General features: G+C 36.2%; 13 protein-coding genes. 2 read left to right on the top strand and 11 right to left on the bottom strand.

What is annotated here, in order from left to right; translation table 11 throughout:
• Positions 1-38: 38 nt before the first annotated feature.
• The 7 genes from aguA to PEPE_RS00910 all read right to left on the bottom strand — a co-directional run bounded on the left by aguA (position 39) and on the right by PEPE_RS00910 (position 9,265).
• Complete coding sequence (gene aguA, locus PEPE_RS00940; RefSeq protein WP_011672912.1) at positions 39-1,133, bottom strand: agmatine deiminase; 1,095 nt, start codon at positions 1,131-1,133, stop codon at positions 39-41.
• Positions 1,130-2,515: an APC family permease gene (locus PEPE_RS00935; protein ID WP_011672911.1), complete on the bottom strand. Its 1,386-nt coding sequence runs from the start codon at positions 2,513-2,515 to the stop codon at positions 1,130-1,132. The genes aguA and PEPE_RS00935 overlap by 4 nt, the downstream gene beginning before the upstream one ends.
• A 44-nt stretch (positions 2,516-2,559) precedes the next feature.
• On the bottom strand, positions 2,560-3,594 hold the full coding sequence (ptcA, locus tag PEPE_RS00930) for a putrescine carbamoyltransferase (protein ID WP_011672910.1): 1,035 nt from the start codon (positions 3,592-3,594) through the stop codon (positions 2,560-2,562).
• 197 nt (positions 3,595-3,791) lie between these two features.
• On the bottom strand, positions 3,792-5,297 hold the full coding sequence (gene xylB, locus PEPE_RS00925) for a xylulokinase (protein WP_011672909.1): 1,506 nt from the start codon (positions 5,295-5,297) through the stop codon (positions 3,792-3,794).
• A gap of 49 nt (positions 5,298-5,346) precedes the next feature.
• Positions 5,347-6,690: a xylose isomerase gene (xylA, locus tag PEPE_RS00920; RefSeq protein ID WP_002834438.1), complete on the bottom strand. Its 1,344-nt coding sequence runs from the start codon at positions 6,688-6,690 to the stop codon at positions 5,347-5,349.
• A gap of 14 nt (positions 6,691-6,704) precedes the next feature.
• Positions 6,705-7,856: an ROK family protein gene (locus PEPE_RS00915; protein WP_011672908.1), complete on the bottom strand. Its 1,152-nt coding sequence runs from the start codon at positions 7,854-7,856 to the stop codon at positions 6,705-6,707.
• Positions 7,857-7,879: 23 nt separating this feature from the next.
• Positions 7,880-9,265 (bottom strand): MFS transporter, encoded by a 1,386-nt coding sequence (locus PEPE_RS00910; protein WP_011672907.1) that lies wholly within the window; start codon positions 9,263-9,265, stop codon positions 7,880-7,882.
• A gap of 225 nt (positions 9,266-9,490) precedes the next feature.
• Between PEPE_RS00910 and yicI the strand changes: the two genes are divergently transcribed.
• Positions 9,491-11,773 carry an alpha-xylosidase gene (gene yicI, locus PEPE_RS00905; protein WP_011672906.1) on the top strand — a complete coding sequence of 761 codons (2,283 nt, stop codon included), beginning with the start codon at positions 9,491-9,493 and terminating at the stop codon, positions 11,771-11,773.
• Between the two features lie 101 nt (positions 11,774-11,874).
• Here yicI and PEPE_RS00900 read toward each other — a convergent pair whose 3' ends face one another.
• Complete coding sequence (locus tag PEPE_RS00900) at positions 11,875-12,732, bottom strand: ROK family protein (protein ID WP_002834331.1); 858 nt, start codon at positions 12,730-12,732, stop codon at positions 11,875-11,877.
• A 182-nt stretch (positions 12,733-12,914) separates the two neighbouring features.
• Between PEPE_RS00900 and PEPE_RS00895 the strand changes: the two genes are divergently transcribed.
• Entirely contained in the window at positions 12,915-14,036 is a 1,122-nt protein-coding gene (locus tag PEPE_RS00895; RefSeq protein WP_011672905.1) for an NAD(P)-dependent alcohol dehydrogenase, read from the top strand.
• A gap of 94 nt (positions 14,037-14,130) precedes the next feature.
• Here the strand turns inward: PEPE_RS00895 and PEPE_RS00890 are convergent, their stop codons facing one another.
• The 3 genes from PEPE_RS00890 to PEPE_RS00880 are packed head-to-tail and all read right to left on the bottom strand — an operon-like array spanning position 14,131 to position 16,638.
• Positions 14,131-14,538: a PTS sugar transporter subunit IIA gene (locus PEPE_RS00890; protein WP_041526948.1), complete on the bottom strand. Its 408-nt coding sequence runs from the start codon at positions 14,536-14,538 to the stop codon at positions 14,131-14,133.
• An 18-nt stretch (positions 14,539-14,556) separates the two neighbouring features.
• Positions 14,557-15,552 (bottom strand): SIS domain-containing protein, encoded by a 996-nt coding sequence (locus PEPE_RS00885; protein ID WP_041526947.1) that lies wholly within the window; start codon positions 15,550-15,552, stop codon positions 14,557-14,559.
• Positions 15,553-15,570: 18 nt separating this feature from the next.
• Positions 15,571-16,638, bottom strand: a complete 1,068-nt coding sequence (locus tag PEPE_RS00880; protein ID WP_041526946.1) for an SIS domain-containing protein — start codon at positions 16,636-16,638, stop codon at positions 15,571-15,573.
• Positions 16,639-16,644 lie beyond the last annotated feature (6 nt).

The raw sequence follows: 16,644 nt of genomic DNA, 5'->3' as shown, positions 1-16,644 counted from the left end.
GGAAGGTCTGCTTCCAGCCTTTATTATTGTATTGTTAGTTATTTCTTTGGAACTTGTTGCGTAATGCAGTGAATATTTCCTCCACCTAATAAAATTTCACGAGCTGGGACTCCAATAACTTCACGATCTGGATAGAGCTCTTTAAGTGTTGCTTTCGCTTTTTCATCCATTGGATCGTTGAATAGTGGAAATACAATTCCGCCATTAGCAGTGTAGTAATTAATATAACTAGCTGCTAGTCTCTCACCTTCAGTTCGTGGCAAGGTACCATCTACTGCGTCCACACCTTCACTTTCTGCCTTAGTAATCAGTACTGGTTTAGGCACGTACATTTTAACGACTTTTAATTTACGGCCTTTTGCATCTGTTGCATTCTCTAAAATTTCCAGATTTTCTTTTGAAATTTTATATTGAGGATCATTTTCATCGTCTGTCCAAGCTAATGCTACAACGCCCGGTTTTACAAAGTTAGCAATATTATCTACATGTCCATTAGTTTCATCTAAGTAAATTCCTTTCTTAAGCCAGATAATCTTTTCGAGGTTTAGGTGTTCTTTTAAAACTTCCTCTATTTGTTCTCTAGATAATTGAGGATTACGTCCTTCTGATAATAAGCATTCTTCCGTAGTAATCAATGTACCTTCGCCATCAACATGAATCGAGCCTCCTTCGAGCACAAAATCATCTAGACGATAACGATCTGTCCCTTCTAATTCAGCCATTTTTTGTGCTACACGATCATCCTTGTCCCAAGGGAAATATAGTCCATCGACTAATCCACCCCATGCATTAAATGTCCAATCGACTGCTCTAAGATCTCCTTGGTCATTTTTGACAAAGGTAGCTCCACAGTCTCGAATCCATGAATCATCATTAGAAATTTCAATAACTTCTACATCATCAGATAACATGTTTCGCGCATTAGCATATTGATCATCATTGACTCCAACCGTAACATGTTCAAATTTTGAAATTGCTTCAGCAACTTTAGCAAACGTTTGTTGTGCAGGCTTACCACCATTACGCCAGTTATCTGGTCTCTGTGGCCAAAGCATATACGCTCCTGAATGTTCTTCAAATTCACCCGGCATCCTATATCCATCTTTTTTAGGGGTACTGTCTAATGTTTTCATTTTATATTCTCCTTTTGTTTTAAACTCTTCTCACGATGTTCAGCAACTCGTACAAAAATTTCGCCAACTGCTAATGTAATAACTACACCAATCAGAATTGGTATTTTAGTTCCCATTTCTGATTTACCTGTATTAAGTGGAACAATTGTAAAAATTATTGTAATAAATAGCAATATCTCTGGAACCCACGTCATTAACTGTATCATTACTTTTCCACCAGGCACTTTAAAAGGTCGTTCTTGATTAGGGTCAGTTTTTCTTAATTTAAGAAAAGCTGGGAACATCATTGTATATGACAATAATAGAGCAACTACGTTCAAAGAGAAAAATGCCCAGAAAATATCTTGATTAGGAATAAATGGAGCAGATACTACTAAAATAGTAGCAACAATACCATTTATATATCCTGTACCAATCGGCATGTTATTTTTATCTTCTTTTCCAAAGATATTTGGTAAAACATGGTCTTTAGCAGCGTAGTCTGCTACATAATTAACTCCTAACGCCCAAGAAACCATTTCTGAAACCAAGATGTACAAGAATAAAATTCCGATAATCACTACAAACCAATTCATATTACCAATCATTAATATGAAACTATCTAACAACCCACTTGAAGCTGAAAGCTTATCAGTTGGCACTGCAGCACTCATACCAAATGCAGAAAGCAGGTAGAAGAATGCAATTAAAATGCCGCCGTAAATAATGGCCTTTGGTATTTGCTTTTTAGGGTCATCCATATCATCAGCCATCGTCGCAACCACTTCAAATCCTAAGAAGTTAAAAATAATAATCGACAAATTACTTAAGCTACTAATATTCATTTGTGGTAAAAAGTTGTGTGGTGAAAGATCATTAGCAACACCTCTAGTCATTGCTACATAGATACCCAAAATGGCTAAAGATAAAATTGTAAAAATTTTAGCGAATGCTGCCAGATTCATAATCCATTTACTTTCAGAAGCAGGCTTATTTCCAACAATCACTACAAACCAAACAAATACTAATTGGATAATGATTGATGTTAATGTATTAAATTTTAATTTTAAAATTGTACCAGCTACTTGAGCAAATAACACCGCTAAGCTTGCCATCCAAATTGGATAATTAATCCAATATAACCAAGCTAGTCTTCCACCCCATCTAGGACCAAAAGCTTTTTTTACCCAATCATACAAGCCACCGTCTCCAGCATATGTTGTTCCTAGCTCTGAGGAAATTAATCCATATGGTAGGAAAAACATGACAAGTAGGAAGATCCACCAAAAGAATTGCGAAGTTCCAATCGCTGCGGCCGGAGCTGCTGACTCAACGACTAAAATAACAACTACAGACATTAAAACTGCATCAAATAATCTAAACTTCTTTTTCCCGTTTTCCATAATCTTTATCTCCAATCTGCATCGTTTAAAACGATGTAACGGGTCTAGTTATTACGTGAATCTACTGCATTTTTTAACATCAATTCAAATTCTGCATCATATTTTTCTGCGACCGCTTTTGAAGCATAATTTAGTGATGGGTTAAGTAAATATACGAAGATTGCCCGCATTGCAGTCTTTCTATTTTCTGCTTCATCCCAAACAATCGAGTAATCTGAGTCTAGTACTTCATCCGTTACTTCTTCGCCACGTGTAGCTGGAAGACAGTGCATAAATTTAACATGATCTGAAGCTTTAGCCATTAATTCAGCATTAACTTGATATTTAGGATAGAAAATGTTCATGCGTTCTTCTTTTGGCATTTCGTCATCGTAGAGACCATACCATACATCTGTATAGACAAAATCAGCATCTTTCATTGCTTCATCAGCATCTTCAGTAATTGTTACGCTACCACCATATTTCTTCGCATTTTCTTTCCCAATTTCAACTACATCATCTTTCATTTGGAACCCTTTTGGTCCGAATTGAACAAAGTCCATTCCCATTTTAGTTGTCATAAACATCGTTGAAACACACACTTGGGTTGCATCACCGACAAAAACAATTTTACAATCGCTTAGTTTTTTACCTGCTGGTAAATGTTCAACCATTGTTGTAATATCACCTAATTCTTGAGTTGGATGATTATAATCACTCATAAAGTTAACTACCGGAACCTTAGCATATTTACCAACTTCAGCTACTGTCTTATGACGATCAACACGTGCTCCGATGATATCTAAAATCCGTCCGAGAACTTGTGACGTATCTTCAATTGTTTCATGCCCACCTAATTGAATTTGTCCTGGTGCTAAGTATTGGGCATGTCCACCTAATTCTGTCATTGCAGCTTCAGCAGAAGTTCTAGTTCTAGTTGAGCTTTGTTCAAAAATCATGCCAAGTGTCTTATTTTTTAGAAGTGGTGGATAGTAACCATTCTTAATTGATTCTTTTATCTTAAGACCAAGATTAATCATGTATGTGATTTCCTCTTGTGTATATGTATTAGTGTCAATAAAATCTCTTTTTGTATTCATAACTGGTACTCCCTTTCGTTTTGCTTTATTTTGTTTACATGCTTATCATAAATTGATTGCAAATATAAATAAAGCGTTTCCAAAGGCCTTGCAACGGGGTTCTAACCTATGTAACACGTGTCATTTCATGAAACATGTTTCATTTCACATAAAAAAGCCTTCTCCACTAATTTGGAGAAAGCCTCTATAAATAATCTCTAGAGATTATTTCGTCTATATTCCATTAATTTATGACTGATTTCTGCGGTTTGTCCATACACTTGTTTATACAATTGATACATCTTTTCATACTTTTCGACATTACCACTACCAGGCACATATTCTTGATCATATGACACAAACTTTTGGGCACAATCGCTCAATGAATCGAACCAACCGACTCCTACAGCGGCAATCATTGCCGCTCCCAAGCCGGGGCCTTGTTCGTTTTTCAACGTAACTACTTTCTTATTGAAAACATCGGCTTGAATTTGGAGCCATAGTGGACTCTTAGCGCCTCCTCCGATTGATACTACCGTATCAAAATTACTACCTTTTTCGGCAAAGATTCGCATAATATCTTTGAACGAGAAGACAATTCCCTCTAATACAGCCCGAGTAAAGTCTGCCTTATTATGGGTTCCATCAATTCCAATGAAACTACCGCGCGCGTCACCATCAGGGTATGGAGTCCGTTCGCCAACAATATATGGCGTAAATAACAAACCATTAGCACCAACGGTGGAATCGCCTGCGGCGTTTACAAATTCTGTGAAATCTTGATCGGCACTAAAAGTCTTCTTAAACCAACTCAAACTGTAGCCCGCCGCTAAGGTCACTCCCATCGTATAAAATTTATTTGGAATAGCGTGGTTAAAGAAATGTAATGCTCCCTTATAATCGACATCGGCATTATCTTCATACTTCAATACTACTCCGGAAGTTCCAATTGAAGATAGGACTTGATTAGAACTTAAGATTCCGGCTCCAATCGCTCCTGCCGCATTATCAGCGGCTCCGCCGTAGATCTTAGTCGTCGTCTTCAATCCGGAGAACTTCGCATACGTATCTCCAATCGTACCAGCGAATCCAATGGATTCAATTAATGGCGGGAAGATTGTTTGAGACAAGTCGAAGGCGTCCGCAATCTTCGTACTCCAAGTTTTGTTTTCTTCATCTAACATTACGGTTCCTGCCGCGTCCGAATATTCCATCGCGATTTTCCCGGTCATCCGATATCTTAGATAATCCTTGGGCAATAAGAATACTGATACATTATTAAAGAGTTCTGGTTCATTTTCTTTTACCCATAAAAGTTTAGGCAAAGTAAATCCTTCTAGTGGAACATTACGAGTGATATCAATAAAATCTTGTCCCATTGTATCTAGAATTTCTTTGCATTGTTCCGTTGTTCGGGTATCATTCCACAAAATAGCTGGGCGTAAAACTTGATTATGATCATCTAATAGAACCAGTCCATGCATTTGTCCAGAATAGCTAATCCCAGTAATTTCATCCGGTTTGATACCATCCACTTTAATCAACCGGTCGATAGCCGCAGTTGTTCCGGTTACCCAATCCTCCGGATTTTGTTCACTATAACCTGGTTCGGGCTGATTCAAACTGTAAGCTTCACTTTGTTGGGCAACAATTTTCCCTTCACGATCGACAGCCGATACCTTAACCGCACTTGTTCCCAAATCCACTCCTAATACAACTTCCATGTCATTCACCTCTTCAAAATAAAAAGGTGGCAATTCGCCACCTTTTCGCTTATTTGCCTAATACGGTAAAAATATAATTATTTAATGTTGATTTCAATTGTTCTAAGTGACCAGATTTTGTTGCGGCAATCAATTCTGATTGAGGCTTATCGATCACATAATCTTCAAGTTCTTTGAAGGTTACCTTATCATTTTCAAAGTCAGCACCGATACCAGATTTGAATGAGCTGTAGCGATCTTCAATTACTGAATCAAATACACGATCTTCAAGTAATTTAGCAGCTACTCTCAATCCAGCAGCATAAGTGTCCATACCTGCAGTATGAGCTAAGAAGAGGTCTTCCATAGTGAATGATTGACGTCTTGGTTTAGCATCAAAGTTTAAACCACCTGTAGCTAGGCCACCATTCTTAAGCATCTCATACATAACAAGGGTTGCTTCATAAATATCATTAGGGAATTCATCAATATCCCAACCAATCAACTTGTCACCCATGTTGGCATCAAGTGAACCAAGTAAGCCAGCGTCACGAGCGACGCGAACTTCATGTTCGTAAGTGTGGCCTGCAAGATAAGCATGGTTACCTTCAAGATTTAACTTAAAGTCTTTTTCTAGACCGTAGGTCTTAAGGAAGGCAATTGTTGTTGCCGCATCAGTATCATACTGATGTGATGTTGGTTCCTTTGGTTTTGGTTCAAGCAAGAATTGTCCTGTGTAACCAATTTCGTTAGCATAATCCTTAGCCATGTGGAAAAATTTAGCAATGTGTTCTTGTTCAAGTTTCATATCAGTATTGAGTAATGATTCGTAACCTTCACGACCACCCCAGAAAACATAGTTCATGGAATTTACCCGTTTAGCAATTTCCAAAGAATGTTTGATTTGAGCAGCTGAGTAAGCAACGATATCAGCAAAAGGTGCTGTAGCACCACCCGCAACGAAACGAGGGTTAGTAAAGAGGCTTGATGTGTTCCAAAGCACTTTCTTACCAGTTTCTTGCATCTTTTCAACAATTTTGTCGACTACTTTGTCTAAATTAGCATTAGTTTCACGTAAAGTATTGCCTTCTGGAGCTAAATCACGATCATGGAATGCGAAATATTCAACGTTCATTTTGTCCAAAAATTCGAACATGTAATCTACTTTAGCTAAAGCTTGTTCCATCGGATCTTCGAATTTGTCCCATGGACGTTGAGCTGTACCATCTCCGAATGGGTCAACCAAGCGTTGATCCATGGTGTGCCAGTAAGCAACGGAGAATTTCAACCATTCGCTCATCTTCTTGCCTTGGATAAGTTCGTCTGGGTTGTAGTAGTGAAAACCATCTCCAGCCTTTAGACCTTTTTGGTTACCAATATATTCCATCTTGTTAAAATCGTAATATTCACTCATTATAAAAACCTCTTCTATTTTTTGTATTGTAATTTAAGTTTCGAAACACCTAAAATAGTTCGAATCATTTGGGCACAGCCGCCATAAAGACTTGCATTTTTAACGTTCTCACTTAAAACAATCGGTGTATTTCTAACCGAAACATGTGCAAAACCATTACTTATTCGTTCTAAAATTTCTGGAAATTCTTTGAAAATGTATGCATTAACAACTAACACGTCCGGATCAAATGACACAATTACGTTATTAATTATCTTTGCAACATTATTCTCAAACTCTTTTAAAATTTCTAACGTTTCTTGATCTTTATCATCAAACATTTGTCGAACTAGTTGCCAATTTATATATTCCAATTTTTTAGCATTTTTAATCCGCGCTAAAATTACTTGGGGAGAACAAACGTCTTCAATTTTGTTGCTTTTCTCAAGTGACTGATTTTCACTTTCAAAAGCAACCGTTTGACCAATCTCGCCTGCTTCACCTTTTCGTCCTCGATACAATTCGCCATCAATAATTATTCCTGCACCAATACCTTTATGCATACTAATGCTGACTGCATTCTGAATTTCATTTACGCTATAATCGCGCTCAAAAGTGGCTGTCAAATTAGCCTCATTTTCTAAAATTACTGGTATATCAAATTTTTTTGACAACGTATCAGCCAAATCAATTTGTTTCATATTCCAAAAAGGAGAATAAATAACTTGATTTTTATGAACGATTCCATGGATCGATACTAAAAGTCCTAGCAATCGTTCTTTATGCATTTCCTGAAATTCGACCAATATTTCATATATTTTTTCAATAGCTATATTTATATCGTCATTTCCAAAAATTGTATGTCTACTATCTAATTTTTGACCATTAATTGACATAGAAAGTACTGATAATTCTTGATATCCAAGATCGATGCAAACCACATATCCATATTTCGAATTAATCTGTACCAGCTCAGGTTTTCTACCGCCTTGCTGTGTGCTATCTCCAGATCCCGCTTCAACAACCAATCTACTTGAAATAAATTTATTGATTATTTGTGACACAGTCACTTTGTTTAGGCTAACATCCCTAGCTACCTGGCTTTTTGAAATCGGACCTTCGGTAAAAATTCTCTGTAAAACTGATTTTTCGTTTGCTGATCGCATCGTTTCTTTATGAATTACCATGTTGCTCTCCCTAATTACTTATATTATTCTTCTTCATTTTCTTTTTGATGTTTTGCTGCAAGATCTGCTTGCATCTTGTCTTCAACACCATCTACCTTGTAGAATAACAAAGCAATTGCTGATAGTCCAAAACCAATAATTGGAACCCAAATGTAATTTTGTTCAATAGCTCTTAAGGCTGTTGCTGTTTGTGTAGCATTAGCTACATAACCACCTGCACTCAAAATCATACCAGTTACTGCACCACCAATACCCATTCCAAGTTTAGCAGAGAAGCTAGAGAATGAAGTAACGATACCTTCAGCACGAACCCCATTCTTCCATTCACCATAATCCACTGAATCAGCTAACATAACAGCGATTAATCCTGAAACAAAACCTGTTCCTAGATATCCAACCAAGGTTGCAACAATAATGATTGCTACATTTAATTGACTTGCACCTATACTCAAAATTAATTGACCAACAATTGCTAAGAACATTCCCATTAACATGGTATTTCTCTTACCAATTTTTTTAGCTACCGCTGGTGTAATAACAACTGCCAACAATGCCACAATTTGTAAACCTAATACCAATGAAGCTAATCCGGCGTTATGCATGTTGTATTTGAAGAAATAAACAGTAACTTGACTCTTGGTTTGCATTCCAAGCCAGTAAATGAAATTGATAAAAATGATAATTGCCCAAGGCCAATTTTTCTTAAGCGCTTTCAAAGATTGTTTAACTGGAATGGATTTTCTTGAACTCTTAGTTTGAATACGTTCTCTTGTATTAGCAAAAGTTATTAACAATAAAATTGCAGAGATAATAGCCAAAATTAATACACTAATAAAGAAACCTTTTTGTTGATTGCCACCACCAAAAAAGTTAACCATTGGTAATGCTGCAACTGTAACAATGGTTGCGCCTGCTGTACCAAAGAATTGACGAATTGTACTTAGAGTTACACGTTCATCAGTATCATTTGTTAAACTAGGCAAAATTGAAGTAATTGGAATATTTACAGCTGAATACAAAACATCTACTCCAATATATGTGATGTATGCCCAAACAACCTTTCCACCCATGCTTAGATTAGGTGTTGTGAAACACAATACACAGAAAATTGCGAATGGGATAGCAAACCATAGGAAGAATGGACGACTCTTACCCCATCTTGTATGGGTATGATCAATTAATAATCCCCAAACTGGACCATCAATAGCATCCACAATACGAGCCACCAAGAATAACGTTCCTACTGCAGCTGCTGTAATCCCGAAAACATCTGTATAGAAGAACATTAAGTATGTTCCAATCATTTGGAATGACAAGTTACATGCAAAATCACTCACAGCATAACTAATGCGTTCTTTCCATGAAACTAAATTATGTGTATGTACTGGTTCTTTTTGTGGTATTTCCATAATATTAGCACCCTTTTCCTAATTTTTTATTATGATACAAAAGGTTTGTTAGTTCTATTTACAAACAACATTATACATACTTAGATATTTTTGTAAAGCGTTTTCAAAAAATAATAAAAGCGTTGACATTGAAAGTGTATTCGCTTACAATTTGTTTTTGAAAAGGTTTGTTAGTTTTGCTTATTAATTGATTTATCTATTAATTCAAGGAGGCTCATTAGTAATATGAAATTTACAAATGGTTATTGGTTAGATAAAGAAGGTTTCGAAGTAAATAATCCGAAACAAGTATATAGTTACGATATTCATGACGATAATGTACAAGTATTTGCTCCTTATAAGAAGATTAACGAACGTGGTGATACTTTAAATCTTGGTATGACTACTATTGACGTTACATCACCTATTAAAAATGTAATCGGTGTTAAATTAACTCACTTTGATCAACTTCAAAAAGGACCTAGTTTTGGTCTAAACGATCAACACGTTAGTTTAGAAACATCTACAGAAGACAACAAACTTAAGATCCAATCTGGTGACTTATCTGCTGTATTTCCTGTAGATGGTAGTGATTTTAAAATCGAATTTAAAGCTAATGGTAAAGTTATCACTAAATCTGAACCCAATGCTGAAGGTGAAATCACCGAAACTGCTACTAAGAAACATTACATGCGTGAACAACTATCAATCGGTATTGACGAATTAGTTTATGGACTTGGTGAACGTTTCACTTCATTCGTAAAGAATGGTCAAAGCGTTGATATTACTCAAAAAGATGGTGGAACTGGTAGCGAACAAGCTTACAAGAATATTCCATTCTACATCACTAACAAAGGCTACGGTGTATTTGTTAACCAACCTGAAACTGTTTCATTTGAAGTAGCTTCAGAAAATACTTCACGCGTTCAATTTAGTATCGAAGGTGAATCACTTGAATACTTTGTGATTTACGGCCCTACTCCAAAGAAAATTCTTGAAAACTACACATCATTAACTGGTAAACCAGCTCTTCCACCAGCATGGTCATTTGGTTTATGGCTTTCAACTTCCTTCACTACTGATTACAGTGAAGAAACTGTTATGAAATTTATTGATGGAATGAAAGAACGTAACATTCCACTTGATGTATTCCACTTTGACTGTTTCTGGATGAAGGGCTTTGAATGGACAAGTTTTGAATGGGACAAAGATTCTTTCCCAGATCCAAAGGGTCTAATTTCAAGAATTCACGATAAAGGTCTCAAAGTTTGTGTTTGGTTAAACTCATACATCAGTCAAAAATCGCGTTTATTCAAAATTGGTAAAGAAAAAGGTTACTTCATCAAACATAGCGATGGTAACGTTTGGCAATGGGATTTATGGCAAGCTGGTCAAGGCATCGTTGATTTTACTAACCCAGAAGCGACTGAGTGGTATAAAGATTACCTCCGCGAATTGATGGATATGGGTGTGGATGCATTCAAGACTGACTTTGGTGAACGAATTCCAGTTGAAGATGCTGTTTACTTTGATGGCTCCGATCCAAAACGCATGCACAACTACTACACTTACCTATACAACAAAGCGGTCTTCGATGTATTGTTGGAAAAGAAAGGCGAAGGCGAAGCTGCTGTATTTGCTCGTTCAGCTACAGTAGGTTCACAAAAATTCCCTGTTCACTGGGGTGGCGATAACTTATCACGTTATACTTCAATGGCTGATTCACTTCGCGGTGGATTATCATTCCTCCTTTCAGGATTTGGTTTCTGGAGTCACGATATTGGTGGTTTTGAAGATAACGCTTCAGCTGATATTTACAAGCGCTGGACTCAATTTGGTCTTCTTTCTTCTCACAGTCGTTACCACGGTAATATCGAATATCGTGTTCCGTGGAACTACGATGAAGAAGCTGTTGACGTAACACGTAAATTTGTTAAAAACAAGTTAACTCTAATGCCATATCTCTATGATGAAGCTGTCCGTACTCATGAAACTGGTGTGCCATTGATGCGTCCAATGTTCCTTGAATTTGGCGAAGATCAAAACAGTTATCATTTGGATACTCAATACATGCTCGGCTCTAACTTGTTAGTTGCTCCTATTTTCAACGAAGAAGGTACTATTAAGTACTATATTTCAGGTGGTAAATGGACTAACATCTTAACTAATAAAGTGTACGATATTAATAATAATGGTGAATGGATTACTGAAAAATACGACTATTTGAACCTACCATTGTTAGCTCGTGAAAATAGTATCTTACTAACTAACCCTGATGCTGAACACGCTGATTACGATTATGCAGCTGCTCCTGAACTTCACTTATATCAAATGACCGAAGGAACTCATTCACAACGTGTTGTTGATAATAAGGGAAATGTACTTGGAGAAATTACCGTTGATGTTAACGGAGGTAATTTAACCGTTGATACTACAGTTCTTTCAGCTCAACCAAAACTTTTTGTTCATGTAGGAACAGAAGTTAAAGAATTCGATTTGAAAGACAGTAAAGAAACTGTTAGCTTATAATATTTAAAAACAAAAAACGTCCTTGATGTATTTCTCTACATCAAGGACGTTTTTTGTAATTAGATTTCGCTATAGTAGCTTAGGTAATAAGGCCAATATTATCAATTATAAAAATTATATGCCGCACCAACTAAATTAGCATCATTATGTAACTCTGCAGCCTTTACTTGAGGAGTAATTGGAATATCGCGAAGATTTATCATAAGGTTTTGAAGAGTTTGATTCAATCCTTTAATAAAATTAGTATTAGCAGAAACTCCACCACCAATAATGATTGCCTCTGGATCTATTCCGAACTGAATATTATAAATGACATGCGCAAGATTATCGTACATCTTTTGTACCTCTTTCATGGCATTTTTGTCACCCTTATAAGCAAGTTCTAAAACTTCTCGCCCGGATAAATTATTATCATATTTGTCATTATAATTTTGACCGAGATGCACAGCCGTTCCAACTTTACTAAGCTGTTGATTTTCTAACGCTAACATCATACCAAATTCACCACCGTAAAGATGGCTTCCGTGAACGATTTGACGATTTATTACAACCGCACCACCTACGCCAGTACCAATAACTACAAATAGTACGTTATTCATGTCTTTAGCTGTACCAATTGATACTTCAGCTAAAGCCGCACAGTTAGCATCATTTTCCATTGTTATTTTAGTTTCTAATCGTGCCTCTAGTTCTTTTTGGATTGGAAAGTTATGAATATATGGAATGGCGCTAATGCCACCAATCACCCCCGTGCGCTGGTCTACTGCACCTGGGATACTCATTCCAATTCCATCGACATCTTTAAAGCTATCTTTAATTTGTTGAAGAACTTGATAAAAATCTTCAATATTATCAGGTGTTGCAATACTTCCTTTGTCACTTAATTGCTTGGTATTTTCATCCCACAGGCCATATTTTATTGATGTTCCACCTACATCGATTGATACTAATTTCTGCATGATTTGTCCTCCAAATTATTCTTCTCTGCTAATTAACACCAATATAACCACATATTAGCACTCTTTCAAGCGTAAATTAAAAATAAGTTATTTATACAAAGTTAGTTTTGCAAACGCTTTCTTTTTGTGAAATAATTAGTTTATGAATCATACATACCAATCCACAAAGGAGATCTTAGTTCATGAAAATTAAAGCAGCAGTTGTCGATCAACAAAATAGTGATTTTAAGATTAAAGATGATATTGAATTAGCTGAAATGGGGCCAGACGATATTCAAGTTCATATGGTTGCCAGTGGAATTTGTCATTCTGACGAAGCTCTACGGGTGGGCGATGCTATTATTGATTATCCGATTGTTCTTGGCCATGAAGGTTCCGGAATCGTTGAAAAAGTTGGACCAGAAGTTACACAATTTAAACCTGGCGACCATGTCATTCTAAGTTTCTATGCTTGTGGAAATTGCGATAATTGTCTACGTGGAATCCCAACTCAATGCCGTAACTACGCCGCTAACAACCTTTCTGGTGTACGTCCAGATGGCTCAAGCCACTTCACTGAAAATGGCAAGCACGTTGCAGATATGTTTGACCAAAGTTCATTCACTTCTACGACCGTTGTTCGTGAACGAAATGCCGTTAAAATTGATGACGATATCGATCTTCGTAAAGTTGGACCACTTGGATGTGGCTATGTAACTGGTTCAGGTACCGTTCTCAACACTCTTCAACCACGTCCCGGTGACACCATCGCCGTATTTGGTACAGGAGCCGTTGGTTTAGCAGCTATGATGGCTGGTAAGATTTCTGGTTGTACAAAAGTGATTGGAATTGATATTGTTGATTCTCGTTTAGCCTTAGCCAAAGAATTAGGTGCTACTGACATTATCAACAGTAAAAATGTTGATGTAGTCGAAGAAGTGAAAAAATTAACTGGCGGCCTCGGAGTTAATTGGGCTGTTGACACAACTGGTATCACTAAAGTCATGGAAGATTCCATCAAAGTTCTAACCCAAGGTGGTACCACTGCAACTATCGCTGTAACACCAAATCACATTGACCTTGATACTTGGAATGATCTTTGTGTAGATGACAAGAAGATTGTCGGTGTCAACATGGGCGATTCGATTCCACAAATTGACATCCCTCGTTTAATCGAATTCTACAAAGCTGGCATGTTTGATTTTGATAAGACTGAAAAATTCTTTAATTTTGACGAAATTAATGAAGCAAATGCTGCTTCTCGTTCAGGTGAAGTTATTAAACCGGTTTTAATTATTGATCCTGATTATGTGCCTGGTAAATAAAAGAATTTTAACTAATCACCAAAAGTGAAGATACAAAAAATCCATTCAGTGAGGATCCTCACTGAATGGATTTATTTTAATTTCCTAAAAATGTTTAAAAATCATCTTCTATAACACTTTTAAATTCGTACTTTTCAATACTTTTTTTACCTGCTGTAATAACCGTTTTAACAAGCTCTTCTTTTTCCAATTGCGAACGATAAACAAACAGTTGCAATAGCATTGGTATATTAACCCCAGACACAATATCTAAATTTGGATATTTCTTTTTTAACATGACTAACGTGTTAAATGGTGTTCCACCAACTAAATCCGTCATACAAATTACTTTGCCATCAAAAAATTTTATTTTTTCAGATAATTCACTTTTTAGATCTTCTAGGTTTTCCCCCATTGAGAATTGAACAGTCTTACAATTATCTTGCTTTCCGCAAATCATTTCTGCTGATTCGACCAATTCTAGTGCCGAATTCCCATGTGTACATACAATTACTGGTACCATTTTGTCATCTTTCCCTTTTTAATAGTCTAGCGCACGATAATATCGACGAATATCCATAGGATGTCGATTAATATGTTCAATATTTACATCAATTCTATTATTAATAGCGTGAAAAACGAATGGCGATAATGTTCCACGGAATTTTTCTGAAATACCTGGGAGATCATAGTCTTTAGTATCAATAATTGTATATTTACCACAAATTTGTGGTAAAAAGTTAGCGACTCTTTCACTTAATTTTCTCTGACTATCTTCACCAACATATACAGTAACTGGAGTGTCACGATCGATCACTTCGAACATTCCATGGAAAAATTCCGCCGCTTCAACAGCTCTTGTACGAATCCAATGTTGTTCTTCCCAATAGCACATAGCATACGAGTACGTTGCCCCCCATTGATTTCCGGCTCCTACAAAATAATGTATTTTATCATCATGATGTTCTTCTGCAAATTTCATAGCAAAAGTATCTGCATTTGCTTCAATATTTGCAATATCTTCTGCAAAATGTTCATTCATTTCTTGATAAAATTCTTCATAATCTGGGAATTCACCCTCCAAATACATAAGTCGATCTGCCACCATGAAGAACTTTAATTGTTCGTTCTCTGGGTATGAAATACAGTAGGATACCATTGAAGCCAGATCAGCATCACTATTATCAATAAATCCTAAAACTGTAATACCTGTATCTCTCATTTTACTTACCGCTTCAACAACTTCTTTTGTATTCCCAGTAACCGATGACGTCACTACTAAGGTTTTATCAGTAATTCGCTTGTTCCCAGTAGTTAAATATTCAGCAGCATTTTGGTAAAAAGTTTCCAACGCTGTTTTTTCTTTCATATGCACTACGGCTTGCATAGAAGATGCATATGTCCCGCCAATTCCCAACCAACAAATATTAGTAAATCCACGTTCATAAAAATCATCCACAAATTTATTGATTTCTTCACGTAATTTTAAAGCTCCATTCATCTTTTTGATTAATTCTTCTTTGTTAACTTTTTTCATTATTTTGCCCTTCTTTTTTTAAATTTTAGATGCGGTAATTTTATCGAAATCTGGATACGCCGATGCTTCTAAATCTATTTTTTTTATTTTAGATAGCCGATATGCTAATAAATGAATCGGTATCGTCATAAATAACGCAGCCAATAGCTCGTCTGTTTCTAGAGATAAATGAAGATCTTTGTCATCAGTTGTTCTATCATTTGCATATATCGTAAATATATTATCTACATGTTGATTCAAGAATTTCTTTAGTAAATTTGCACGTCCTTGTAGCTTACCATCAGGTTCAATGAATACGATAAAATCCTTTTTGTGTAATCCTAAATAAGGGCCGTGCATGTATTCTTCAAGTTCCTTACCCCAAGCACTAACTCTCACGGCTTCAGTAATTTTAGTTTCTCCCTCGCGAGCCACACCGTATGTAGCTCCATATCCAATAAAAATTATTCGTTCCGCTTTTGAAAATTGATCAATTTTTTCTTCTACCCAACAAGTTGATTGCTCAACAACTTTAGGTACTTTGCTTATAATCTTATTAATTAATGAATAATAATTCTCTTCTGTTGTTTCAGAAATACCATTATTCATGCGCGACACAGTAAGCGCTATCAAAATCAAATCTAAGATTGCCACACTATATCCAGCGCTAACATAGGGCATCTCTTCGATTGGCATCCCCATCATCAATAAATTATCACTTTTTTTTGCCAAGGGGCTATTATCTTCACTAGTTAAAGCAAATACAGTATGTCCAGCTTTTTGAAGTCTCTCGACTAGTTCCACAACTGAATAACTATGTCCTCCTTGTGAAATTGCAATACACAATGTATTTTCGCTAACATTCATTAAATAATTTTCAGAAATTGATGGTTCTTCAATTCGTACTGGCAACCCCAATATTTTGCTTACAAATGGTAATGCTCCAAATGCCGCATTTGAACTCGAACCAGTTGCATAAATTACAACGTTATCAATGCTCGAAACGTCTATATCGGTAAATTTATTTTCAAACAACTCTTTCCGCTGATCCATCACTTTTTGATAAAATTTAGATTCTAAATGTACATAATCTTCAATGCTTTTCATAAAAAT

It is taken from the genome of Pediococcus pentosaceus ATCC 25745, assembly GCF_000014505.1.
Lineage (GTDB): Bacteria > Bacillota > Bacilli > Lactobacillales > Lactobacillaceae > Pediococcus > Pediococcus pentosaceus.
The sequence above is the reverse complement of the archived record's forward strand: the minus strand, read 5'-3'. Positions and strand labels throughout refer to the sequence as shown.